The organism is Marinobacter sp. NFXS9 (assembly GCF_040148665.1).
In the GTDB taxonomy this organism is placed as follows: domain Bacteria; phylum Pseudomonadota; class Gammaproteobacteria; order Pseudomonadales; family Oleiphilaceae; genus Marinobacter_A; species Marinobacter_A mangrovi.
This window is the reverse complement of the sequence record NZ_JAGDDW010000005.1, coordinates 152322-175271: the sequence shown is the minus strand read 5'-3', so window position 1 is coordinate 175271 and position 22950 is coordinate 152322. Positions and strand designations below refer to the sequence as shown.

Genomic DNA, 22950 nt, shown 5'->3' with positions numbered 1-22950 from the left:
CGTTGCGTCAACGGGATTATCAGGATCAACGGGGGCGTGAGCAACACCGGCCCGCTGCGGGACCGGTGTGCCGGGTGATGGCGGTCGTCAGAAAGCCGCGCCGAGCTCCACAGCGCCACCGACTTCGGTGTCGCTGAACAGGCCGGCCACTTCCAGGTGGGCGCCAAACGGCGAGAAGCCCAGACCGAAGGTGTACTGGGTGGTCTCCTCGATGCCGTCGTTGTTGTCGTTGCTGGCCAGGTTATGGCGGACACCGGCACGCAGCTGCACGGCCCGGAACGCGTCGAACTCGGCGCCCAGGGCAATCCACTGGGTGTCATCCCCGTAACCGAATGCCTTGTTCTTGGTCAGGTCCGCTTCAGCGGTCAGGACGTGCATGTCGCCGCGATGGGCGATGCCTACGGTGGCTTTCGGATCCAGTTCGTAGGTGCGGCCGGACTTCGAATCCAGCTCCATGGGGATGATGTTGCGTACACTCAGGCCGGCGGTCCAGTGTTGGTTTTTACCGAAGCGATAGGCCGTGCCCAGGTCGGCGTTGAAACCGTTTTTCTTGGTCTCGTATTCACTGGCGTTGAAGTCGCTGTCGTCAAAGTCGCTGACTTCCTGCACGTACTCGAAGGTGCGCAGCTGCACGTACTTGGGGGACACGCCGATCGACAGCGTGTTGTCGTTCGCCAGTGTAAACGCCTTGGCCAGGCTGAGCCCGACTTCGCCCTGGGCGGAGGCAATCACTGTGCCGTCCGAGTTGAGCTGATCGCCGATGTCATCGATACCGGCGGCCAGGGCCGGGTTGTTCTTGATGGCTTCCAGCAGGGCGATGTCGCTGTCGGCCACGTTGCCGCGGCCGGTGGCGCGCAGGGTGGCGTCGGTAAATACACCGACGGAAATCGACGAGCTGGGAACCGCCACGCTGATACCCACGCCGGCGTCGGCCCGCACGGTATCGTGGTCGAGCTCCACCAGTTGGTTCTGCAGGCGCCCGGCGCTCTGCTGTACGCCCGTGAAGTTGGCGGCGTCCACTTGCTGGTTGATGAGGTCAATGGTGTCCTGGATGTCGTCAATCTGGTCGACGACTTTCTCATCGTCTGCCATGCGGGCGTTCACCGACGGCAGGATCAGGCCAAAATCATTGGCCCAGTCGTGTTGTTGCATGGCCATCATGGCCGGATTGGCGGTGTTGGCGGACGCGGGTTGCGCCACGGCGACACCGGTGCCTCCCATGGCAACGGAACGGGCCGTGGTAAAGCTCTGCGGCCCGGCAATTGCAGTCCCGGTGGTGGCCGCGAGGCCAATCGCCAGGACAAGGCGTGCGTGCTTCATTGGGTGACTTCTCCCATTTTTCTGGTTGTCGAGCTTCCTCCCGGAAGTGCCCCGAACTATAGTTCACGCGGCGCGCGGGTTGTGTGACCAGACGGTTACGGGACGTGGCTTTTTGCGATCCTGTGGCCGGGTTCACTGGGCGGACAGCTCTTGCCGCTTGCCGCCGACGGGTTCGGGGTTTGACGGGTTTATTCCAGTGCTGACAGCGGCTTGGCGCTTCTGGCGCGATTTTTTCATGGAAGGCGGCAAAGCTGCATTTTCGCCGGAGAAAAAGATGAAGCGTTTTTTGATGATCCTGAGTCTTGCCGCGGTTGGTCTGGCCGGTTGCGCCACGTCAGGCTCGGGCACTCAGGGTAAGAACATCGATCCAGAGCGGCTGGAGCCGATTGTCGTCCGCGTCAGTGGGTTCGGTACGTACGAGAACAGTGCGGATGACCGCCTCGACACCCGCAAGCGTCTGCTGGCCCGTCGTGCTTCCAAGCTCGATGCCTATCGTGCACTGGCCGAGCGGGTATACGGGACGGTGGTCTATGGCAGTTCCACCGTCAACGACTTTGTATTGCACAACGACAACTTCCGGGCTTATGTGGACAGCTACATCCGCGGCGCCAAGCTGGTCGCCGTCAACGAGCACAGCGACGGTGTGGTGGAGTCGGTGATGGAGCTCAAGCTGGAACCGCGCTTCCGGGCCTGTGTGGCCATGTCTGACGACCGTGAGGTGGCCGAGCGCTGCGCCATTCCCATGCCATCCGGCAATGACCGCCGGGGCGATGTGGCCGCCGACAACGTCGACTCACTCTATTACCTGGAGTGATCGGCATGGGGCGAGGGATTCTGTTACTGGTTGGATTGTTACTCAGTGGCGCTGTCTCGGCGGCATGGGTGCAGGGTACCGGTCAGGCGGTGATTGTTAACGGTGATATGAATGCCGCGCGGGAAGAGGCTCGAAATGCCGCTTTGCGGGACGCCTCCCTGCAGTACGAGGCGCAGGTGTCCAGCCAGGATACGATGGAAAACGGCGTGCTCACGGATTCGCGCCTGACCGTGGCCTCCCGGGCTCAGGCACGCCAGGTTCGGATCATCGAGGAGCAGCGTCGCGGTAACCTGCTACGCCTGACGGTGGAGGCGGACATGTCCCGCGGCCAGCAGTGTGCCGCCCGGGACGCGGCGCGGATGCGCAAGCGTGTGGCGATCGCCGGATTCCCCATCCTCAATACCGGTGATGCCCGTATGGGGCGGCTCAGCGATGCCGGCGAAGTCTTGCCGCAGCAGCTGCTGGCCGGATTGCAGGCGGATGGAAATGTCCAGGTATTCGGTGCGACGGGCGTCCAGCTGTTTCCCGACATTCGCAATGCCCCCACACAACAACGATTTGATAACAGCCTCACCAATGTGATCCAGCTGGCGAAAGAGTTGGATGTGCAGTTCGTGGTGACGGGCGTGATCCGGGATATGTCACTGGCGGATCCGACCGCCTGGGGCACGTCGATTCTGGACCGGATGTCCCGGGGGTTGGGCATGAAGAACCAGGAACGCCAATTCGTGGCCGACCTGATGGTGTATGACGGCTTCAGCGGTTCACCGGTCTATCAGAAGCGTTTTGTGACCAGCGGTACCTGGGATGAGGACATGACGGCGGCCGTCGGCTTTGGCTCGTCGGCGTTCAATGATACGGATTACGGCAAAGCCGTGGGCAAGGTCATGGGTGAGATGGAACAGGCGGTCAATCAGGCCCTGGCCTGCCAGCCGTTCATTACCCGGATCAGCCGCGTCGACGGCCAGCAGGTCTACCTGCGCTCCGGTGCCACGGCGGGCCTGCGGCCGGGCGACAAGCTGCAGCTCTATCGCAGTTACCAGTTCTTCGATTCGCCGGGCACCACACCTGAGCTGCGCGATGCCGAGGTCACCATGACCGTCAATCACGTCCACCCGGATTTCAGCAGCGGTCTGATGCCGGAGCAGGGCGGGGTCAAGAATTTGCAGCGGGACGATATTGCGATCATCTGGTGACCCGTAGCCAGCGCTCAGTGTTGTGACGCTGGTAGGTTGGGCTGACGCAGGAAGCCCAACACGGGAGGCCTCAAATGCCCCCGATACGAGCCGTTGTGGCAGGCAACGAGCAGTCGGTTCGGCAGCACATGCTGCGTGAGTCTGGTATTGTTGGGCTTCCTGCGTCAGCCCAACCTACGGAGAGGTGCCTGGCCTGGTGGCTCGACTTAGGCCCCGGTTTCCTCTTTAGCCGCAATATCCCGAATCTTCCCGACCATTGCCCGCAGGCCGTTGCCACGCGTCGGCGAGATGTGGCGGAACAGGTCCAGGCGCTCGAACAGCTCGTCCACATCCACGGACAGCAGATCCCTCGGCAGTTTGCCGTTCAGGGCAATCAGGATGATCGCGGCCAGACCGCGCACGATCATGGCGTCGCTGTCGATCATCAGGAACAAGCGACCGCTGTCCGGGTCCAGGTAGTGGATCAGCCACACCTGGCTCTGACAGCCGTGCACGTAATTCTCTTCCACCTTTTCATCGTCCGGAAAGGCCGGTAATTGCTTGCCCAGGTCGATGATGTAGGCGTAACGCTCTTCCCAGTCGTCCAGGAATTCGAAGGCGTCGTTGACGTCGTCGAGGGTGACGCCCTGGCCGAGCGGGTTGTCGAGGAATTGTTGGGCAGCTGCAGTCATAGCGGATCAGTGAATCGTCAGAAGGGTTTGGTGAGCAGTGAACCGCATCAGCGGCGGCGGTGCAAGGGAATGCCTAGAGCATCCCCAGTTCGAGCTTGGCTTCGTCCGACAGCATGTCGTTGTTCCAGGGCGGGTCGAAGGTCAGTTCCACGGTGACCTTGTCCACGTTGGGCACGTGCTCCACCTTGCGCTTGACGTCGTCGGTGATCACCGGGCCCATGCCGCAGCCGGCGGCGGTCAGGGTCATCAGGATATAGACCTGGTTGCCGTCGGGCGTGTCGTTGGTGATCTGGCAGTCGTAGATCAGCCCAAGCTCGACGACGTTGACCGGAATTTCCGGGTCGTAGCAGCTGCGCATGGCTTCCCAGACCTGATTCTCGTTGACGGTACCGTCTTCCGGCGTGTCGTAGCTGCTCTGGGGCGGTTCCTTGCCCAGGGCGTCCGCGTCATGGCCTTCCACCCGCGCCAGGTTCCCGTTGACGGCCACGGTAAAGGTGCCGCCCAGGGACTGGGTGATGGTGACGAAGGTGTCGGCCGGGATCATGATTTCGGTGCCGGAGGGCACCAGCCGGGCTTCCACTTCGCGCTTGGTCAGGACAACTTCGCGTTCGGCCATGGATCGGATACGCCTCGCTGGTCAATGGATCAGGTGATGGAGAAGCTTTCGCCGCAGCCGCACTCGGCTGTCGCATTCGGGTTGCGGAAATGGAACATGGAGTTCAGGCCTTCCCGAATGAAGTCGATTTCAGTGCCGTTGACGACCGGGAGATCCTTGCGGGCCACATACACGTCGACATCATCAAAGTTGAAGATGGCGTCGTCGTCGCCCTGTTCAGTCACCCACTCGGTCTCGTACATGAAGCCGGAGCAGCCGCTCTTGCGGATGGCCAGACGGATGCCGCGGGCCTCCGGTTTGCTGGCCAACTGCTTGCGAACGTGGGCGATGGCCGCCGGTGTCAGGGTTACGCCAACGCTGGGGGTAAAGGTTTCAGCCGTCATGTTTCGTCTCCCGATGTCTCAATCCGCAATCAAACAGGGTCCGGATCAGTCTGCAAACAGACGCTGGATCTTCTGCAGGGCCGCAAAGAACTGTTCCACTTCGTCCAGCGTGTTGTAGAACGCGAAGGACGCGCGGGCCGTTCCCGGTACACAGAAGAAATCCATCAGCGGCATGGCGCAGTGATGGCCGGTACGGATTGCAATGCCCTGCTGGTCGAGCAGGGTGCCTATATCACTGGGGTGCAGACCCTCGATTTTAAAGGACAGCACCGGCACTTTTTCATTCGCGGTGCCGATCACGGTCATGCCCGGTACGGTCTCCACCAGTTCGTTGGCCCGCTGCAGCAGGGCCTGTTCGGCGGTCTCCAGGGCGTTGCGGCCCAGGCCTTCGACATAGTCAATGGCCGCGCCCAGTCCGACCGCCTCGGCAATCGGCGGTGTGCCCGCCTCGAACTTGTAGGGCAGGGTGTTCCAGGTGGTCTTCTCGAACGACACCCGCTCGATCATCTCGCCGCCGCCCATGAAGGGCTCCATCTCGTTCAGCAGCGCTTCGCGGCCATAGAGCACGCCGATGCCGGTCGGGCCGAACAGCTTGTGGCCGGAGAAGGCGTAGAAGTCGCAGTCCAGCGCCTGTACGTCGGGCCGGTAGTGCGGCACGGCCTGGGCGCCGTCGATGACGGTCAGCAGACCCGCCGCTTTGGCTTTTTGCACCAGCTCGCGGATCGGGTTCACGGTGCCCAGCACGTTGGACACGTGCGTCACCGCCAGAATGCGGGCGCGATCGCTCTGCAGCAGGCTGTCCAGCGCGTCCCTATCCAGCTCGCCCTGGGGCGTGACCTGGATCGGCAGGACCTTGGCGCCGGTGCGCTGGGCCACCATCTGCCAGGGCACGATGTTGGCGTGATGCTCCATGGTGCTGACCAGGATCTCGTCGCCCGGCTGCAGGCGGGCGGCCAGACCATTGGCGATGGTGTTGATCGCTTCGGTGGTGCCGCGGGTCCAGATCACCTCGCGGGTGCTGGACGCGTTGATGAAGCGACGGACGGTCTCACGGGCGCCCTCGAAGGCGACGGTGGCGCGGTCACCCAGGGTGTGGGCGCCGCGGTGCACGTTGGAGTGGCACTCGCGGTAATAGCGCTCCATGGCGTCCAGAACCGCAACGGGTTTCTGGGCCGAGGCGCCGTTGTCCAGATACACCAGGGGCTTGCCATTGACCGTTTCGGCCAGGATCGGGAAGTCCCTGCGAACGGCGTTCACGTCCAGGGCTTTTTGGGCTGCCGCAAGATCCGTCATGGTGTTCAGGCTCCTTCGAACGCTTGTTCGATAAACCGGTTCAGGCGCGCCTGTACGGTTTCCCGTACGGCTTCCACCGGAATCTGCTCGATCAGCTCGTTGATGAACGCCATGCTCAGCAGGGTATTGGCTTCGCTGCGATCAATGCCGCGGGACACCAGGTAGAACAGGGCGGTCTCGTCGAGCTGACCAACGGTGGCGCCATGGGCACATTTGACGTCGTCGGCGTAGATTTCCAGTTCCGGTTTGGTGTCGATTTCCGCGCCGGTGGAGAGCAGCAGGTTCTTGTTGCTCATGTTGGCATTCGACTTCTGCGCATCCTTGTGGATATGGATGCGGCCATTGAAGATCGCGTGGGACTCGTCCGCGGCGATGTTGCGGTAGGTCTCCTCGCTGTCGCAGTGCGGGGCCACGTGCTCAATGGTGGTGTGGTTGTCGAAGTGCTGTTTGTCCTGGGTTACGGCGACGCCGTTGAGGCGGCAGTTGGCGCCCGGGGCTTCCAGGCGGACCTGCAAGTCGTGACGGCGCAGCGGGCCGCCAAAGCCGACGCAATGGCTGTCCAGCCGGGCGTGGCCCAGCAGGCGGGCTCCGGTGGCACCGATGTGATGGATGTTCTCGCCTTCCAACGACAGACGCACGTTGGTGACGTTGGCGCCGTCGGCCAGGCTGAATTCGGTGACCGCGTCCACCAGGGCGGTCTGCTCGCCGGTGGAGATGTACTCTTCCACCAGGGTCATCTGGCTGTTCGCGCCGGCGTCCACATAGATGCGGGGATAGACCGAGCCGGCCGCTTCCGCGTCCGCTTCAAAGATGACGAACAGCGGGCGATCCAGGACGGCATCCTGGTGCAGCCGGATGTACAGGCCGTCCTCGAAGCGAGCCGTGTTCAGGCGCGCCATCTGCACGGCGTTGTTGTCCAGGGTGTTGTCCAGGCGATCGGCCAGTTGCTGGGCGGTCTCATCGTCCAGATCGACAAAGCTGCAGATCTCGATGCCGTCCACGTCCGGGAAGTCGCTGGCTTCCGGGACCAGTACGGCGTTGTGGATCACGACGTGATAACCGTCCACCGCCAAGCCCGGGCCGGTGTTGCGACCGGACGGCAGGCTGGCGGCCAGTTCGTCCGTCAGCTTCAGGTAGCGGCTGGAGTATTTCCAGTTTTCCGTCTTGCGCGTGGGCAGCGGCATGTCTGCCAGGGCCTTGCCGCGCTGTTCGCGCAGGGCCTTAAGTGGTGCCGGCAGTTTGCTGCCTGCCGCTTCGAGGAAGGCGCTGGACAGGGTCGGTGCTGCTTTCATCATAACCACCCCCTTAGCCGGCCTCGACTTCGTCGCTGTCCTTGATGCCGAGCCAGCCGTAGCCGCGCTCTTCCAGCTCCAGGGCCAGCTCGCGGCCACCGGATTTGACGATCTTGCCGCCGGCCAGCACGTGCACGTAATCCGGCACGATGTGGTTCAGCAGGCGCTGGTAGTGGGTAACCATCAGCACGGCGCGCTCCGGTGAGCGCAGGGCATTGACGCCGTCGGCGACGACCTTCAGGGCGTCGATGTCCAGGCCGGAGTCGGTTTCGTCCAGAATCGCCAGACGCGGTTCCAGCAGCAGGGCCTGCAGGATCTCGTTGCGCTTCTTTTCACCGCCGGAGAAGCCTTCGTTGACGCCGCGCTTGAGGAAGGCCGGGTCCAGATCCACTTGTTTGGTGGTTTCCTTGGCCAGCTTCATGAAGTCCACCGCGCTAAGCTCCTCCAGGCCGCGGTGCACGCGCATGGCGTTGACGGCGGTGCGCAGGAACTGCAGGTTGCTGACGCCGGGAATCTCCACCGGGTACTGGAACGCCAGGAAGATGCCATCGCGGGCGCGCTCTTCGGTTTCCTTGTCCAGCAGGTTCTCGCCGTCGAGCAGAACCTCACCTTCGGTCACCTCGTAGGCTTCGTTGCCGGCCAGGACCGCGGACAGCGTGCTCTTGCCGGAGCCGTTCGGACCCATGATGGCGTGGACTTCGCCCGGTTTGATCTCCAGGTCGATGCCCTTGAGGATTTCCTTGCCATCGACGGCGGCGTGCAGGTTACGAATGCTCAGCATGGATGATGGTCTCTCTCTGAATTCCTGAATTCTGTGTGCGTGTGCGATAGCAGGCGTTGATTAACCCACGGACCCTTCGAGGCTGACTTCCAGCAACTTGCCGGCCTCGACCGCGAATTCCATCGGCAGCTCCTTGAAGACTTCCTTGCAGAAGCCGTTGACGATCATGGAGACCGCCTGTTCCGGATCGATACCGCGCTGGCGGCACAGGAACATCTGCTCATCGCTCACTTTGGACGTTGTGGCCTCGTGCTCGACGATGGCGCCCTTGTTCTTGCTCTCGATGTACGGGAACGTGTGGGCCGCGCACTGATCGCCGATCAGCAGGGAGTCGCACTGGGTAAAGTTGCGCGCGCCTTCAGCACCGGGGCCGAACTTGACCAGCCCGCGGTAGGCGTTGCTGGAGCGGCCGGCGGAAATCCCCTTGGAGATGATGGTGCTGGACGTGTTCTTGCCCAGATGAATCATCTTGGTGCCGGTGTCGGCCTGCTGGTAATTGTTGGTCAGCGCCACGGAGTAGAACTCGCCCACGCTGTTCTCACCACGCAGCACGCAGCTCGGGTACTTCCAGGTGACCGCAGAGCCGGTCTCGACCTGGGTCCAGGAGATCTTGGAATTCTTGCCAATGCAGGCGCCGCGCTTGGTGACGAAGTTGAAGATCCCGCCTTTGCCGTTCTCGTCCCCCGGGTACCAGTTCTGGACGGTCGAGTACTTGATCTGCGCATCGTCCAGGGCAACCAGTTCCACCACGGCGGCGTGCAGTTGGTTTTCGTCCCGCATGGGGGCGGTGCAACCTTCCAGATAGCTGACATAACTGCCTTCGTCGGCAATGATCAGGGTCCGCTCGAACTGCCCGGTATTGGCCGCATTGATACGGAAATAGGTCGACAGCTCCATGGGGCAGCGCACGCCCTTGGGCACGTAGACGAAGGTGCCGTCGGAGAAGACGGCCGAGTTGAGACCGGCGAAGAAGTTGTCGCCCGCCGGGACTACAGAGCCCAGGTATTTCTGCACCAGTTCCGGATAGTCCTGGATCGCCTCGGAAATCGAGCAGAAGATGACTCCGGCCTTGGCCAGTGGCTCCTTGAACGTCGTCGCGACAGAAACCGAGTCGAAAACCGCATCAACGGCAACGCCTGCGAGCTTCTCGCGCTCGTGCAGGGGAATGCCCAGCTTTTCGTAGGTTTTCAGGAGTTCCGGATCGACGTCGTCAAGGCTCTGGGGCATGTCCTCTTTGCGCTTGGGCGCCGAGTAATAGGAAATCGCGTTGTAATCGATTTTCGGGTAGCCGACATGCGCCCAGTTCGGCTCGTCCATTTCCAGCCAGCGACGGTAGGCTTTCAGGCGCCAGTCCAGCATGAACCGGGGCTCTTTCTTGATGGCGGAAAGGCGCCCGATGATGTCTTCGTTCAGGCCGGGCTCAAACGTTTCGGCTTCGATTTCGGTCACGAACCCGTGTTCGTATTCCCGTTTGATCAGCTCGTTCACCTGTTTGTCGGTGTTCGCCATGATCGTCGCTCCGTCTCTCTCAGATGCAGGCACGTTGAATGGCCTGCAGGCTCTATTTGCGTGTTGGCCATGGCCGTTGCCATGCCCGGAAATCTGCCTTCCCCGTTTTCTACAGGCGTTACGTTACCGGCCGGTGATCGGTTCCCCGGTCGATGCTGACGCCCTTGTCGTTCTTATGGTGGGTCTTCTGGGGGAGGATTGTACAATATCAGAGTAAAATAGTCAGGTATTAAATGGTCGTACCTGAGGTCTCTGCGGGCAGGTCCTTCGCCGGACGTTCGGGTTGCCGGAGCCACCCGGAAAGCCGCGCATTATAACGCATCCGGGGGCGTTTGGTTACTGTCTGTCGTGATCGGAACGGCCGGCGCTAATAAGGCGCATAGAGCGATTCAATGTCCGTGGTGTAGCTGATGCCCACCAGTTTCCAGCCCTGATCCGCCTGATAGAAGGTGAACTGCCACGCCATGGCGGCCTCGGCGAATTTCTGCAGCCAGGTTTCCCGGTAGAAGTCGTCGGCAATGGCTTCGCGTTTGACCAACGACGTCCCCACCGTCTTGCCGGCGCGGTCAAAGACTTTCTGGAAATAGGTGTCGGCTTCCTTGGCGGAGGCATCGAACGGCTTTCGGGGCACGCCCAGGTAAGGCGCCAGGCCCGTGTAGGCTTCGGCCACGTCACCTTTTTGCACCTGCGCCATGAAGGTCTCGGTCTGGTTCTTGATGGTGTCGGTGCTTGCCAGGGTATCGGCGGCAACCGGGAGGGCGAGGACAACAAGCAGAAGGCTGGCAACACGGGCGATCTGTAACAGCATGGACGACTTCCTGGAGCGGCAGGGTGGCTCAAACAGCGAGATGTTCTATCCTAGTCCACCTTTGCCCGTCACGCTGTGACTCAATCCGTTTTCCAGAGGTTGTTCCGTCCCATGGACGTTGTCCTGTCGCTCTTCGTCAAACTGCTACCCCTGTATATCACGGTCGCGCTGGGCTGGGTGGCCGGCCGCTATCTGGAAGCCAGCGGCCGGCACATTGCCGGCATCATGTTGTACATCGTCACCCCATCGGTGATCTTCTCCGGCGTGATGGCGGCGCCGCTGACGCCGGAAGTGCTGCTGATGCCAGTAATTGTGTTCGGCTTCTGTACCGGCGTGAGTCTGCTGCACCTGGCGATCGGCAAACGCATCCTCTCGGACGGCACAGCCAGCATCATCCCGCTGGCGGTGGGCACGGGGAACACCGGCTACTTCGGCATTCCCGTGGCGCTGTTGCTGTTCGGTGAGGAGGGTGTGGCGCTCTACATCGTCTGCATGCTGGGCACCACGCTATTCGAGAATTCCGTGGGCTTTTACTTGGCCGGGCGGGGGCGCTACAGCGCCCGGGACTGTCTGGCCCGGGTGGTCCGCCTGCCGGCCATTTACGCGTTCCTGCTGGGTGTCGTACTCAATCTCAGTGACGTTGCTATACCTGCCGTGTTCCAGCCGCTGTTCGACAACCTGCGTGGGGCCTACAGCATTCTCGGGATGATGATCGTGGGCATGAGTATCCTGAATTTCCGGGGACTGCTGGGGAATGTGCGCTTCACCGGGCTCGCCTTCTTCGGCAAGTTCGTGGTCTGGCCTGTCGCGGCACTGCTGTTCTGGTGGCTCGACAGTCACTGGTTCGGATTTTATAACGAGGCGGTCTACCGGGCCATTTTCCTGGTCTCCATTACACCGATTGCTGCCAACACCGTGGTCATCGCGACGCTGCTGGAGGCGTCACCGCGCCAAGCGGCAGGCACCACGCTGCTGAGTACGCTGTTTGCGCTGGCGTATATCCCGGTGATGGTCGCCATCTTCCTGGCCTAATCACCAAACAGTGACAGCTGGTTGCTGTCGTCCTGTTGCTTGCCTCGCACCTTCGGCCGATTCTGGTGCGGGCCTTTACGACTGCCGTGGCGCTTGAGGACCCGGTCGGTTTCCGCCCGTGTGACGTGATTCTTCCGAAATTCACTCACCGCTTGACGGGCCGCACGGGCGGCCTGTTCGTGGTCACAGATCGGCGTTGTGTATGACTGTCCACCATAAAGGGCGTGTTGTTCCCGGGTCATGTGCCAGGGACTGTGGATCAACTCATCCGGCACCCCTTCCAGCTCGGGAACCCAGCGCCGGATGAAGTTGCCCTCCGAGTCCAGCTTGCGGGACTGCAGTTCCGGGTTGTAGATGCGCAGGGCGTTGATGCCGGTCAGTCCGCTCTGCATCTGGGCCTGGGGGTAATGGATGCCCGGCTCGAAGTCGGTGAACAGGCGCGCCAGCTGCAGGGCCGGATCGCGCCAGTGCAGCCAGAGCTGGTAACTCGCCACGGCCATCAGCATGGCGCGCATGCGGAAGTTGATCCAGCCGGTCTCCCGCAGGGCCCGCATGGCCGCATCCACCAGCGGCCAGCCGGTTTGCCCCTCCGCCCAGCGCGCCAGCCGTTCGCCATCGTTGGGTCCCTGCTTGAGCGTTTCCAGTTCCCGGTGAATGGCGCGGAATTCGAGATCGGGTTCGTCTTCCAGTTTCTGGATGAAATGACAGTGCCAGTGCAGGCGGGAGCGAAAGCTGCGCAGGCTGGTCTGTCGCCTCGGTAAGCTGGACGGATGATCGCCGTTGGCTTTGGTCTGTTGATAGATGGACCGCAGGCTGACCGTGCCGTAGGCGATGTGCGGACTGAGGCGGGAGCAGCCCTTGATCGCCGTGTTGGGACTGGAAATGTTGTACTGGTAGCCAATGCAGCGCCGGGCCAGGAAGCTGTCCAGCAGTTTCTCCCCCGCCGCCATACCGCCTTTCTGTCGGCCGGGGCAGGCGAGGGTATCCGCCAGTGTCGGTGTCGTCAGGTCACAAGCGCCTGGAACACCAAGCGGCGCCGGAATTTGCGCCGGTGCTTCCAGCATGGGTTGCCGCATCAGCTGCTGCCAGGCACCGTCCCACAGGTCCCGGTCGGCCAGTCGGCGGACCACGCCGAATTGCCGCCACGCCTGAAACTGAACGCCGTTCTCTACGCACCATTCGATGACCTGCCGGTCCCGCTGGAAGGTCCAGTCGTTGCCGGTTTCCTCATGGGCGTGCAGGTGGGTGAAACCGGTGGCCTGTTTCAATAAGTGCAACACGTCGACCACAGCTCCGGTTTGCACCCGCAGTTGGCTGCCCCGCTTGCGCAATTCCGTGTCCAGTTCGGCCAGGCTGTCCGCGATAAACGCCCACTGTCGCTCGCTGGTATCGGGAAGCTGCCAGTAATCCGGCTCAACCACATACAGCGGGATAACGGGCTCGCCCCGTTCTACGGCCGCCGTCAGGGGCGCGTGGTCCGCCACACGCAGATCCCGCTTGAACCAGACGACGGTGGTCATCGGGCGTTTGCCTCAGTGGCTTGATGCTTATGGCGGCGGCAACGCTCGCTGCAATAGCGCACCTCATCCCAGTCGCGTGCCCACTTGCGACGCCAGGCAAACGGGCGGCCGCAGACCGTGCAGGTTTTTTCCGGGAGGTGTTTTTTGCGGTGCATCGGGCGACGATCCTGTACGTATTCTGTCAAAGCTACGTGGTGTTCCGGTCGACGGATGACCGGGCGGTCCGACCGTGCCACACTCCGAAAAGAGATGAGTATGTCCGGGGAGGCCTCATGCGACTGACGATAACCTTCACACTGGCTCTGCTGGCGATCTGGCCGGCGCTGTCCCAGGCGGCATTCCGCTGTGGCACCGGCCTCGTGGATGTGGGCGACTGGCCGGTGGAGGTCGAAGAACGCTGCGGCCAACCGGACTACGTGGCGGTGTATCCCGAGGCGTCGTTGCCCGGCATCGGCATCGTCCAGACGGTGGAGCACTGGTACTACAACCCCGGTCCCAGTGGGTTCGTCAGACGACTGGTGTTCCGCAACGGCAAGCTCACCAAGGAAGAAAGCATGGGGTATGGGTTCCTGCCCGGTGCTGCCGGTGATTGCAAACCCAACGATCTGCGCGAGGGCATGAACGAATTCGAGATTGTGCGCCGTTGTGGCGATCCTCTGTCCAAGCACGTGGAGTGGATCGTGCCCTACCAGGACAACCGGAACTACGGCGGGCTGACCGCCGCCTATCCGCAGGAAGAGTGGCTGTACGAATTCGGGCGTAACGAGTTTCGCCGGGTTGTGACCTTCCGAAATGGCCGGATTACCCGGGTGGAGAGCACCGGCAAACCGGCGCGATAGACACTATCTTTCCAGGAAACCCGGGTGCCTTCGGTCCCGGGGATCATTCAAGAGGAGATACGCCGTTGCGGACCCGTGATGACGGACTCGCCGTGCCCGACGCCCTGCTGTTCGACTGGCACGGCACCCTGGTCGACACCCACGACGCCATGTTCAGCGCGATGGAGGAAATGCTGCCCCAGCTTGAAGATCTCGGGCTGGTCGAGCATTTGCTGCCCGAAGACCAATGCAATACGCCGGAGGATGCCCGGCTGGTGCGCTATATCCGTATCTTCCGGCGATTGCATCCGCGCATCCTGGCGGAGCGTCGGGTGTCGAGGACCGATATCTTCAACGCCATCTTTGGCGACGACCGCGACGCCAAGGCCATTGCGCACGAGGCCTACAACGCCTGTTATCGCAAATACTTCGGTCAGGTGAAGCCCTTCCAGGAGGGCATCGTGGACTACCTTCTGGCCTGCCGCGAACTGGGCATCAAGCTCGTGGTGGCCACCAACCGCAACCGGGAATTCCTCGACACCGAGCTGAGCACACTGGAAGACGGTCGCTGGCTTGAATTGTTCGATGCCACCGTCTGCGCCGACGATGTGGTGCATTACAAGCCGGATCCGGAGATGATTCAGAGCGCGGCCGATAAGATCGGTCTGCCGGTGGATGCGCACGTCTGGTACGTCGGTGACGGTTACACCGATATGGTAACGGCCAATAACGCCGGCATCACCGCGGTGTTCTATAACGGCTCGGGCTGGGACCCGCAGAAGATCGACAGCTGGTTCCGCAAACAGGATCGGCCGTCCCTGGTGCTCGAGAGTTTCGAAAGCCTGATGGACGAGCTGGCGGCGTTCCCTGGCGGTGCATTCCGGCAGGCGGTTGCCGATGTGCGGCCAGCGGCCTATCCGCCGCCCGTGACGCCCCAGCCAAGGGTCGAGCCGGATTGGCATCCCGCGGTGGCGAAACTGGTCCGGCCGGAGGCGATTCTTTTCGACTGGCACGCCACATTGGTGGACACGCTGGATGCCATGTACCACGCCGTGGACGACATGCTGCCGGAGTTTCGTCAGCTGGGACTGATGGAGCGCCTGCTGGAACCGGCGGACAGCAAGACGCCGGAGGACGCCCGCCTGGTCGCCTATGTGCGCGAATATGCCCAACTGCATCCCAAGGTGCGGGCAGACCGCAAGATCTCACGCACGGACATTTTCGAGGTGCTGTTCGGCGACGATCAGGATGCCAAGGCCATCGCTCACACCGCATTCAACCGGCACTACCGCAATCACTACGGGACAGTCACGGCGTTCGAACCCAAGGTCAGCCAGATGCTGCGGGGCATCCGTAACCTGGGCATCCGGGTGGGTGTGATCACCAACCGGGACCGGGAGTTCTTCGAGCACGAACTGGCAGCGGTGGAGGGCACCGGTTGGCAGCATCTGTTCGATACCGAGGTGTGTGGCGACGACACCCCACTGCGCAAACCGCATCCGGATCAGTTGATCCTGGCCGCGGAAAAACTGGATTATCCGGTGGGGCCCCGCGTTTGGTATGTCGGTGACAGCACCACCGACATCATTGCCGCCAAGCGTGCGGGCATGACGGGCGTCTTTTTCAACGGCGCCCTGTGGGATCTGCCGTGGCTGCACAATATTTTCCCGGGCACCCATCGTCACCCCCACAAGCCGGACGTGGTGGTTAATGATTTCTCGGAATTCTGGGCGCTGGTGCTGGCCTGCGAAGTGGGTCCCCCCTGACCGGTACGATTAAGGCGACGTGACGTCTGCCAGGACCTGACCACTTAAGGCCTTCTCGATATCGATCCCGAGTGCCACGGCGCCGATCAGCTCGCCGCTGCGGGGATCGTGCAGAGCGCGGGAGGCGATCACCTGGAAGTGTTGCGCCGACGCATCGTAGCGGACAGGGCCGATATAGAAACCGTCGCCCGGATCGGCAGCGACCACACGGAACTTGTCTTCATCCCCCTGCCAGTAATCGCTGGTCATCTGACTGGAGGCCACCAGGGAGCCCTGGGCGTCCATCACCATGGTTTCCGTCACCCGGCCACGCTGCTGTTGCTGCCACTGGCGCAGTGCCTTGGACAAGGGGCGCTCCAGGATGTGCTGCGCCTCCTCACTGGGCGCGTCGGCCGTGGAGGCCTGCCAGAGTTCGTCGATCATCAGGATGTCGGCCAGGGTGCTGGGTGGGGGCGGGTTGCTCAGGGTGTCCTGGATCGCCAGTTCGCTGATCGCCTGGTCCAGCAGGGTAGTGGACTGCCGCTGGATGAGTTGGCGCTCGCTGTCCTCCAGTTGGAAACCCGAGCTGACGCAGTCGTCGAGGTTGTCGTTGAACCGCGCCAGGAAACGGGGGTGCGCCGCCAGGAAATTCTTCCCCACATACAGGCCCAATGGCGCAAACCGGATGAACTGGCGTTGCAGTTGAACGCGCGGTGCGGAACGGTTGTCGCGGGCGTCTTTCAGGTAACGCTCCATCACGCGCTGGTCGACGACCATGGCGTCAATACGGTCACGCTCGATCAGGGCGACCAGTTGCCCCAGCGACGACACCTGCATGCGGGGTGTCAGTCCTTTCTTGTGGAGCCAGATCGACTCGTTGCTGCCGGCAATGGCGCCCAGGCGGGCCTTGCTCAGGCTGACGGGTTCCCGGGAGTACAGGTACCACTTCTCCAGCGCCAGCGGCGCGCTCAACGTCGCAAACTGGTCGATGTCGTCGGAGGGCGTAATGGCCATGTAGCCATCAATCACGCCGGTTCGCAGGGAATGGATGCCGCGCCGTTGCGGCACAATATGAACGTCGGGGCGCCAGCTGGTTTCATTCAGGGCGCAGCGCAGGGCTTCCACCGTGGTGCCGTGAACTTCGCCGGCCATTTCATATTGATAGGGGGCGGCTTCGGGGGCATAAATTTGCAACGGCTGTGTGGCCAGCGCGGATGTCGCCGCCAGACAGCCCAAGAGCAGAATGTAGGGAGCGCAGAACTTCATACCCGATCCGTGGAACGTATGCCGACGCCAATAGACTTGTTCTTGCGGGAGAAAGTGTAGCAGTTGCAAGTGCTTGGTGGCGGCGTAATCGCCTTCGGATGATTACAAAGTCTCCAGATTGTCGAGCAACCATTCCGCCCGGGCCAGCAGGGCGTCCCGCCGCTCGGGCTTCTGCCGGTCCCAGTTGCGGTACATCATGCCCATGCGCGGATTGTCCTCGAAATCGCGCCGATGCCTGTGGATAAAGTGCCAGTAAAGGGCGTTAAACGGGCAGGCGTCTTCGGTGGTTGCCTCGCTGACGTTGTAGCGGCAGTGACTGCAGTAGTCCGACATGCGCTGGATGTATTTGCCGCTGGCGGCGTAGGGTTTGGAGCCCAGGTAGCCGCCATCGGCATGCATCACCATGCCCAGGGTGTTGGGCAGCTCCACCCAGTCGTAGGCGTCGGCGTAGACCGCCAGGTACCAATCGCAGATGTCTTCCGGTTTGACGCCGGCCAGCAGCGCGAAGTTGCCGGTCACCATCAGACGCTGAATATGATGGGCGTAGCCGTTGCGACGGGTGGCGTCGATGGCTTTGTGCATACAGCGCATGCCGGTCTCGCCGGTCCAGTAGAGCCAGGGCAGGTCGCGGTCATTGCCCAGCCGGTTTTCCTTGGCGTATTCCGGCATCAGCAGCCAATAGATGCCGCGCACGAATTCCCGCCAGCCAATAATCTGGCGGATGAAACCTTCCACCGCGTTCAGCGGTGCCTGGCCGCTGTAGTAATGCTCGGCGGCCGCCTCGCAAACGCCCAATGGGTCCAGCAGGCCGCAGTTGATGTAGGGCGACAGGATCGAGTGGAACAGCCAGTCTTCCTGGTCCGACATGGCATCCTGGTAGTCGCCGAAGCAGGGCAGGGCAAAGTCCAGGAAATGGGCGAGGGCGGCTTCGGCATCCTCGGCCGTAACGGCGAAATGAAAGTCGTCGGTGGTGCCGAAATGATCGGAAAAGGTGTCGTCCACAAGCTCGATCACGTCGCGAGTGATAGCGTCCGGTTCCACCCGGAACGGGGCCGGCGCCGGTGGTTTGCCCGTCCACTTCTTGCGGTTGTCCGCATCGTAATTCCATTCGCCGCCTTCGGGCTTGCCGTCGGGCGTGATCAGCAGACCGGTCTTCTTGCGCATTTCCCGGTAGAAATATTCCATGCGCAATTGCTTGCGACCCTCGGCCCAGCGGGCAAACTCTTCCTTGGTCGCGATAAAGCGGTCGTCGGGACGGATCTCGACCGGGACGTTCAGCGACTCGTGCCATTGGCGTATGGCAGCGTCCAGACGGTACTCGCCGCATTCGGTGGTGATGACCTTCTCAGGTTGATCTTGCCCGACCCGTTCGCGGATCACCTCCAGCAGGCTGTGATGCGGGCTGTCGGGATCGTAGGCGTGGTAATGCACGGTCCAGCCGTTGTTTTCCAGTTCCCGGGCGAAATGCCGCATGGCGCTGAAAAGCAGGACGATCTTCTTCTTGTGGTGATTGGTGTAGCTCGCCTCGTCGCTGACTTCCGCCATCACGATGGCGTCCTGTTCGGGATCGGCCTCCCGCAGGGCGCTGATGTCGGGTGTCAGCTGGTCGCCGAGAATCAGAATCAGGTGGCGCATCGGAATCTCCTTTGGGACGAAGATACGCCGTCAGGCCTTTCCCGGTTCATGCTGATCCAGGTCAATGTGACATCCGTCCAGCGGCGTAGACTGCATCGTGCCAATCATTGATGTGGAATGAGCCATGCCCGTCCAGTCCGCCTTTTGCCAAGAATCCCCTGTGTCCCCGTCCACCGCTTTCTGGAACGAATCGCTGATCCGTCGCTATGACCTGAGCGGCCCGCGCTATACGTCCTATCCCACGGCTGTGGAGTTCACCGACCGGTTCACGGTCGCCGACATGGCCGAGTCAGCCCGGGCCAGCGCGGCAAGCGGACGGGACCTGTCCCTGTACACGCACGTGCCGTTCTGCGCCCGGCTTTGTTATTACTGCGCCTGCAACAAAGTGGTCACCCGCAAACGCGATCTGGCGATGCCCTACGTCGAACGGCTACTGCGCGAAGCGCGGTTGCAGGCGGACCTGTTTGGTGCGAAACGAACCGTCAGTCAACTGCACTGGGGCGGCGGTACGCCGACCTTCCTGCCACGACAGGCGATGCAGCACCTGATGGCGGGCTATCGTGAGATATTCAATTTAGAGACCGGTGAAATCCGGGATTTCAGTATCGAAATTGACCCTCGCGAGCTGGCTGAAGAGACGTTGGCCCAACTGGCCGAACTCGGTTTCAACCGCATCAGTCTGGGCGTGCAGGATTTCAACCCGCAGGTGCAAAAAGCGGTCAATCGACTGCAGCCCCAGCGTATGGTCGAGGATGTGATGGTTGAGGCCCGGAAGCGGGGATTCGGTTCCATCAACCTGGACCTGATCTACGGTTTGCCCTACCAGACGCCGGCATCGTTTGCCGAGACGGTCGATTCGGTAATCGAAATGCGCCCCGATCGCCTGTCGGTTTTCAGTTATGCCCATTTGCCGGAGCGGTTTTTTCCACAGACCCGTATCAAGGATGAGACGCTGCCGTCACCGGCCGACAAGCTAACGATCCTGCACCAGACCATCGACAAGCTGCTGGACGCCGGTTACCAGTACATCGGCATGGACCACTTTGCGCTGCCGGACGATTCCCTGGCGGTTGCCCAGCGGGAAGGACGCCTGCATCGTAATTTCCAGGGCTACACCACCCACGACGACTGCGACCTGGTAGCACTGGGGGTGTCCGCTATCGGTCAGACCGAGCACGCCTATTTCCAGAACGCACACGACCTGAATGCGTGGGAGGCCCGGATCGATGCGGGCGAGCTGGCGACCATTCGGGGCGTGGCGCTGACGGAGGACGACCGGATTCGCCGTTGGGTCATCGGTCAACTGATTTGCCAGTTCGAGTTGGAATACGTCCGGTTTGAATCCACCTGGCACCATTCGTTTGGCAGCTATTTCGAAGAGGAATTGCAACGGCTTTGCGTGATGGAGCTGGATGGCTTGGTGAGCATTGGTGAGAGGAAGCTGGTGGTGCACGAGCCGGGACGGCTGCTGATCCGGGCCATTTGCCAGGTGTTCGACGCCTATCGTGCAAAAGGGGCGGGGCAGCGGTTTTCGCGGATTATCTAGGTGGCCTGAAGCTCCAGCCCCCTCTCCCCAACCCTCTCCCGCCAGGGGAGAGGGCGTTCTTACCCCGAGTTAGCGGCATGAGCTCCCCTCGCCCCTGGCGGGAGAGGGGCCGGGGGAGAGGGGGAGAAATGCCCCCGGGGGTTCAGGCGAATTAAGTTGCCTGAGCCTCCAGCTTCATCCGCACCCGATCCGGCAGCGAGTAGTGCCCGATCCGCTTGAGCACGGTCCAGTACTGCTTGCCGAAGCTGCCCGTATTGTACTTCAGGCCGTACTTGTGACAGATCGCCTCCACCCGCGGCGCGATCTCGCGATAGCGGTGGGCCGGAATGTCCGGGAACAGGTGGTGCTCGATCTGGTGACTCAGATGGCCACTGAGGATGTGCACCCACTTGCTGCCGGTAAAGTTACTGGAGCCGGTCATCTGACGCAGGTACCAGTGGCCCCGGGATTCGCCTTCGATGGACGCTTCGGTGAACGTCTCCGCATCCTCGGTGAAGTGACCACAGAAGATCACGGTGGACGACCACAGGTTGCGGACCAGGTTCGCGCACACGTTGCCGGCCAGCACGATGGGGAAGACCGGGAAGGTCAGCAGCGGGAAGAACACATAATCCTTGAACGCCTGACGGCCGCCCTTGCGGAAGAAGTCTTTCAGGAAGCCCTTCTTGTCCGAGAGCTTGATCTCGCGGCGGCGGATCCGCTCGCTTTCCAGTTCGTGCAGACCCACGCCCCACTGGAAGAACACTGTCAGCATGACGTAGTTGATGAACTGCAGCAGGTGCAGCGGGTGCCACTTCTCGTCGTCGCTCAGGCGCAGTACCGCGTAGCCGTAGTCCCGGTCCTTGCCGATCACGTTGGTGTAGGTGTGGTGCTCATAGTTGTGGGTCTGGCGCCAGGAATCGCCGGTGCAGACCGTGTCCCACTCGTAGGTCTGTGAATGCAGGGACGGATCGTTCATCCAGTCGTACTGGCCGTGCATCACGTTGTGGCCGATTTCCATGTTCTCGATGATCTTGGCCAGGCCCAGCGACGCCACGCCGGCAACAAACACCGGCGGGATGAAGCCAAACGGCATCAGCACCCGGCCGCCGACTTCCAGCGTCCGGTGCAGGCGGATGATGCGACGGATATAGCGCGCATCGCGCTCGCCCAGGTCGGCCCGGACTTCATCGCGGATGGCGTCGAGGTCTTTCGCCAGTTCGTCCAACTGTTGTTGCGTCAGTTGCTTTGTCATGTGTCTCTCCTCAGGCCGGCTGTCTGCCGGCCATCTCATCTGTTCAGGGGGCTGTGCGGGTAATGATCAAAGGTCCACGGTGACCGGACCCTGAGGCACGGAGATGCACAGCTGGATGGTTTCCTCGCCGGGGCCGGAAGCCTTGCCGGTGAGGCGATTGACGACGGTGCCCACCGTCTTGCGGCAGCTGCACTGATGGCAGATACCCATGCGACAGCCGAAGGCCGGCTTCAGGTCGGCAGCTTCGGCGATCTCCAACAGCGGCGCGTCGCCTTCGGCGTCGACGGTCTTGTCGCTGCGACCGAAGGTGACGGCGCCCCCCAGCGGGGTGTCCGCCGGTACGGCAGACGGCGCGCTGAAGAAGGTGGTCTGGATCTGGCTGTCCTTGATGCCGAATGAATGCAGCAGGTCACCGGCCAGATCCATCAGACCTTTCGGGCCGCACAGGTACACCTGGCGGGCACGCAGGCCCGGCACGGTGTCCAGGTGGTTTTCGTTCAGGAAGGCGGTTTTGCCGTCCTCTTCCGTGCGGTAGATCTGCAGGGTCAGCGCTGGCCAGCGGGCCGCCAGGGCGTACAGGATCTCTGCACCGATCACGTCCGCCTGGGTCCGCACGTAGTAGAGCAGGGTGACCGGCGCCCGGAAGTCCCGGTCGGCCAGGGTCATCAGGTGACTCAGCACCGGCGTGATGCCGCTACCGCCGGCGATGTAGAGCAGCGGGACGTCCGCTTCCGGCAACTCGAAATCACCGAACGCCTGGCTGATGCCGACGATGGTGCCGGGCGTCAGGTGATCGTGCATCCAGTTGGTCATGCGGCCACCCGGGTGGCGTTTCACCGTCAGCGTGATCGTGCCGTCGGTGTCCCACTGGCGTGGGGCGCTGGCGATCGTGAAGGTCCGGTGATGCCGCACGCCGTCCGCTTCCAGGATGATGTTGATGTGCTGGCCGGCCCGGAAGCCTTTCCAGCGAGGCGACGGCCGCAGACGAAAGCTGCGGGTGTCGGCCGTTTCGTCGGTCACTTCCAGCAGGCGGGCCGGCACGAAGCCGCGTACCCACATGGGATTCAGGACGGCCAGCAGCGGGTCGAAAAAGGCGCCGGGATCCTCACGGTTAAACAGTTGCTTGCCGAGCCAGCGCAGGGATGCGTGTGTGTTCCGTGTCGACAGCATGATGTGTTTCTCCTCACCGATTTGTGGTGGTGTGTACAAGTGTTCACAATATGTGAACGACTGTACACATTGATGGTTCCGGGTGTCAACGGGGAATGGGGGCCGTCCGGGCGCAACCGATATGGCGCCCGACGCCTTGTGGCGGGCGGCTTCGGGGCGGTGCTTCAGTGGGTGCGACTGGTAGGTGATTGGCGTTTGGCCCGTAATGACAGCCTTTATTTCCGCAGGCCTGGTGATTTGTGTACACTCGTTGTCCATTACGGGCCGAGAGCGGTCCGGCAGTCAGGCCCGTAGTCAGGAC

At 62.1% G+C, this 22950-nt stretch carries 21 protein-coding genes; 6 read left to right on the top strand and 15 right to left on the bottom strand.

Annotation, left to right across the window (positions count from 1 at the left end; genetic code table 11):
- Positions 1-87: 87 nt before the first annotated feature.
- Entirely contained in the window at positions 88-1320 is a 1233-nt protein-coding gene (locus tag J3364_RS10085; protein ID WP_349558238.1) for a conjugal transfer protein TraF, read from the bottom strand.
- A gap of 274 nt (positions 1321-1594) precedes the next feature.
- On the opposite strand from J3364_RS10085, the gene J3364_RS10080 reads away from it, so the two are divergent.
- Both J3364_RS10080 and J3364_RS10075 read left to right on the top strand, forming a co-directional pair.
- On the top strand, positions 1595-2134 hold the full coding sequence (locus J3364_RS10080) for an LPP20 family lipoprotein (RefSeq protein ID WP_349558237.1): 540 nt from the start codon (positions 1595-1597) through the stop codon (positions 2132-2134).
- 5 nt (positions 2135-2139) lie between these two features.
- Positions 2140-3330: a flagellar assembly protein T N-terminal domain-containing protein gene (locus tag J3364_RS10075; protein ID WP_349558236.1), complete on the top strand. Its 1191-nt coding sequence runs from the start codon at positions 2140-2142 to the stop codon at positions 3328-3330.
- Between the two features lie 206 nt (positions 3331-3536).
- Here the strand turns inward: J3364_RS10075 and J3364_RS10070 are convergent, their stop codons facing one another.
- The 8 genes from J3364_RS10070 to J3364_RS10035 form a co-directional block, all read right to left on the bottom strand.
- The gene (locus J3364_RS10070; RefSeq protein ID WP_349558235.1) at positions 3537-4001 is read right to left on the bottom strand and encodes a SufE family protein; all 465 of its coding nucleotides are present in this window, start codon (positions 3999-4001) and stop codon (positions 3537-3539) included.
- A 73-nt stretch (positions 4002-4074) separates the two neighbouring features.
- Positions 4075-4617 (bottom strand): putative Fe-S cluster assembly protein SufT, encoded by a 543-nt coding sequence (sufT, locus tag J3364_RS10065; RefSeq protein WP_123635394.1) that lies wholly within the window; start codon positions 4615-4617, stop codon positions 4075-4077.
- Between the two features lie 29 nt (positions 4618-4646).
- Complete coding sequence (locus J3364_RS10060; RefSeq protein ID WP_349558234.1) at positions 4647-5000, bottom strand: HesB/IscA family protein; 354 nt, start codon at positions 4998-5000, stop codon at positions 4647-4649.
- A 45-nt stretch (positions 5001-5045) separates the two neighbouring features.
- Entirely contained in the window at positions 5046-6293 is a 1248-nt protein-coding gene (locus J3364_RS10055) for an aminotransferase class V-fold PLP-dependent enzyme (protein WP_349558233.1), read from the bottom strand.
- A 5-nt stretch (positions 6294-6298) separates the two neighbouring features.
- The gene (gene sufD, locus J3364_RS10050; RefSeq protein WP_349558348.1) at positions 6299-7585 is read right to left on the bottom strand and encodes a Fe-S cluster assembly protein SufD; all 1287 of its coding nucleotides are present in this window, start codon (positions 7583-7585) and stop codon (positions 6299-6301) included.
- Between the two features lie 13 nt (positions 7586-7598).
- Positions 7599-8366, bottom strand: a complete 768-nt coding sequence (gene sufC / locus J3364_RS10045) for a Fe-S cluster assembly ATPase SufC (RefSeq protein ID WP_123635397.1) — start codon at positions 8364-8366, stop codon at positions 7599-7601.
- A 60-nt stretch (positions 8367-8426) separates the two neighbouring features.
- A complete protein-coding gene (gene sufB, locus J3364_RS10040; RefSeq protein WP_349558231.1) occupies positions 8427-9875 on the bottom strand; it encodes a Fe-S cluster assembly protein SufB in 1449 nt (482 codons plus the stop codon).
- Positions 9876-10242: 367 nt separating this feature from the next.
- Complete coding sequence (locus tag J3364_RS10035) at positions 10243-10683, bottom strand: hypothetical protein (RefSeq protein ID WP_349558230.1); 441 nt, start codon at positions 10681-10683, stop codon at positions 10243-10245.
- A 111-nt stretch (positions 10684-10794) separates the two neighbouring features.
- Between J3364_RS10035 and J3364_RS10030 the strand changes: the two genes are divergently transcribed.
- Positions 10795-11715, top strand: coding sequence for an AEC family transporter (locus J3364_RS10030; protein WP_349558229.1), 921 nt, complete (start codon positions 10795-10797; stop codon positions 11713-11715).
- On the opposite strand, the gene J3364_RS10025 is transcribed toward J3364_RS10030, so the two are convergent.
- The gene (locus J3364_RS10025) at positions 11712-13235 is read right to left on the bottom strand and encodes an FAD-binding domain-containing protein (protein ID WP_349558228.1); all 1524 of its coding nucleotides are present in this window, start codon (positions 13233-13235) and stop codon (positions 11712-11714) included. The genes J3364_RS10030 and J3364_RS10025 overlap by 4 nt on opposite strands.
- Positions 13232-13390, bottom strand: coding sequence for a DUF2256 domain-containing protein (locus tag J3364_RS10020; RefSeq protein ID WP_349558226.1), 159 nt, complete (start codon positions 13388-13390; stop codon positions 13232-13234). Before J3364_RS10020 ends, J3364_RS10025 begins: the two co-directional genes overlap by 4 nt.
- A 117-nt stretch (positions 13391-13507) precedes the next feature.
- On the opposite strand from J3364_RS10020, the gene J3364_RS10015 reads away from it, so the two are divergent.
- Together J3364_RS10015 and J3364_RS10010 are read left to right on the top strand one after the other, a co-directional pair.
- Entirely contained in the window at positions 13508-14074 is a 567-nt protein-coding gene (locus J3364_RS10015; RefSeq protein WP_123635403.1) for a DUF2845 domain-containing protein, read from the top strand.
- Positions 14075-14139: 65 nt separating this feature from the next.
- The gene (locus J3364_RS10010) at positions 14140-15819 is read left to right on the top strand and encodes an HAD family hydrolase (RefSeq protein ID WP_349558225.1); all 1680 of its coding nucleotides are present in this window, start codon (positions 14140-14142) and stop codon (positions 15817-15819) included.
- Positions 15820-15828: 9 nt separating this feature from the next.
- On the opposite strand, the gene J3364_RS10005 is transcribed toward J3364_RS10010, so the two are convergent.
- Together J3364_RS10005 and J3364_RS10000 are read right to left on the bottom strand one after the other, a co-directional pair.
- Positions 15829-17064, bottom strand: coding sequence for a transporter substrate-binding domain-containing protein (locus tag J3364_RS10005; protein ID WP_349558224.1), 1236 nt, complete (start codon positions 17062-17064; stop codon positions 15829-15831).
- A gap of 102 nt (positions 17065-17166) precedes the next feature.
- The gene (locus J3364_RS10000; protein WP_349558223.1) at positions 17167-18699 is read right to left on the bottom strand and encodes a cryptochrome/photolyase family protein; all 1533 of its coding nucleotides are present in this window, start codon (positions 18697-18699) and stop codon (positions 17167-17169) included.
- A 124-nt stretch (positions 18700-18823) separates the two neighbouring features.
- On the opposite strand from J3364_RS10000, the gene hemN reads away from it, so the two are divergent.
- Positions 18824-20245: an oxygen-independent coproporphyrinogen III oxidase gene (gene hemN / locus J3364_RS09995; protein WP_349558221.1), complete on the top strand. Its 1422-nt coding sequence runs from the start codon at positions 18824-18826 to the stop codon at positions 20243-20245.
- Positions 20246-20396: 151 nt separating this feature from the next.
- On the opposite strand, the gene J3364_RS09990 is transcribed toward hemN, so the two are convergent.
- Together J3364_RS09990 and J3364_RS09985 are read right to left on the bottom strand one after the other, a co-directional pair.
- On the bottom strand, positions 20397-21479 hold the full coding sequence (locus J3364_RS09990) for a fatty acid desaturase family protein (RefSeq protein WP_349558220.1): 1083 nt from the start codon (positions 21477-21479) through the stop codon (positions 20397-20399).
- 66 nt (positions 21480-21545) lie between these two features.
- A complete protein-coding gene (locus J3364_RS09985) occupies positions 21546-22649 on the bottom strand; it encodes a ferredoxin reductase (protein WP_349558219.1) in 1104 nt (367 codons plus the stop codon).
- Positions 22650-22950 lie beyond the last annotated feature (301 nt).

Coding starts and splice junctions, on each gene's coding strand:
- J3364_RS10060 (WP_349558234.1), bottom strand. CDS start 5,000: ATGACGGCTGAAACCTTTACCCCCAGCGTTGGCGTAACCCTGACACCG.
- J3364_RS10055 (WP_349558233.1), bottom strand. CDS start 6,293: ATGACGGATCTTGCGGCAGCCCAAAAAGCCCTGGACGTGAACGCCGTT.
- J3364_RS10035 (WP_349558230.1), bottom strand. CDS start 10,683: ATGCTGTTACAGATCGCCCGTGTTGCCAGCCTTCTGCTTGTTGTCCTC.
- J3364_RS10015 (WP_123635403.1), top strand. CDS start 13,508: ATGCGACTGACGATAACCTTCACACTGGCTCTGCTGGCGATCTGGCCG.
- hemN (WP_349558221.1), top strand. CDS start 18,824: ATGCCCGTCCAGTCCGCCTTTTGCCAAGAATCCCCTGTGTCCCCGTCC.
- sufT (WP_123635394.1), bottom strand. CDS start 4,617: ATGGCCGAACGCGAAGTTGTCCTGACCAAGCGCGAAGTGGAAGCCCGG.
- sufC (WP_123635397.1), bottom strand. CDS start 8,366: ATGCTGAGCATTCGTAACCTGCACGCCGCCGTCGATGGCAAGGAAATC.
- J3364_RS09990 (WP_349558220.1), bottom strand. CDS start 21,479: ATGACAAAGCAACTGACGCAACAACAGTTGGACGAACTGGCGAAAGAC.
- J3364_RS09985 (WP_349558219.1), bottom strand. CDS start 22,649: ATGCTGTCGACACGGAACACACACGCATCCCTGCGCTGGCTCGGCAAG.
- J3364_RS10075 (WP_349558236.1), top strand. CDS start 2,140: ATGGGGCGAGGGATTCTGTTACTGGTTGGATTGTTACTCAGTGGCGCT.
- J3364_RS10030 (WP_349558229.1), top strand. CDS start 10,795: ATGGACGTTGTCCTGTCGCTCTTCGTCAAACTGCTACCCCTGTATATC.
- J3364_RS10070 (WP_349558235.1), bottom strand. CDS start 4,001: ATGACTGCAGCTGCCCAACAATTCCTCGACAACCCGCTCGGCCAGGGC.
- sufB (WP_349558231.1), bottom strand. CDS start 9,875: ATGGCGAACACCGACAAACAGGTGAACGAGCTGATCAAACGGGAATAC.
- J3364_RS10000 (WP_349558223.1), bottom strand. CDS start 18,699: ATGCGCCACCTGATTCTGATTCTCGGCGACCAGCTGACACCCGACATC.
- J3364_RS10080 (WP_349558237.1), top strand. CDS start 1,595: ATGAAGCGTTTTTTGATGATCCTGAGTCTTGCCGCGGTTGGTCTGGCC.
- sufD (WP_349558348.1), bottom strand. CDS start 7,585: ATGAAAGCAGCACCGACCCTGTCCAGCGCCTTCCTCGAAGCGGCAGGC.
- J3364_RS10020 (WP_349558226.1), bottom strand. CDS start 13,390: ATGCACCGCAAAAAACACCTCCCGGAAAAAACCTGCACGGTCTGCGGC.
- J3364_RS10085 (WP_349558238.1), bottom strand. CDS start 1,320: ATGAAGCACGCACGCCTTGTCCTGGCGATTGGCCTCGCGGCCACCACC.
- J3364_RS10025 (WP_349558228.1), bottom strand. CDS start 13,235: ATGACCACCGTCGTCTGGTTCAAGCGGGATCTGCGTGTGGCGGACCAC.
- J3364_RS10005 (WP_349558224.1), bottom strand. CDS start 17,064: ATGAAGTTCTGCGCTCCCTACATTCTGCTCTTGGGCTGTCTGGCGGCG.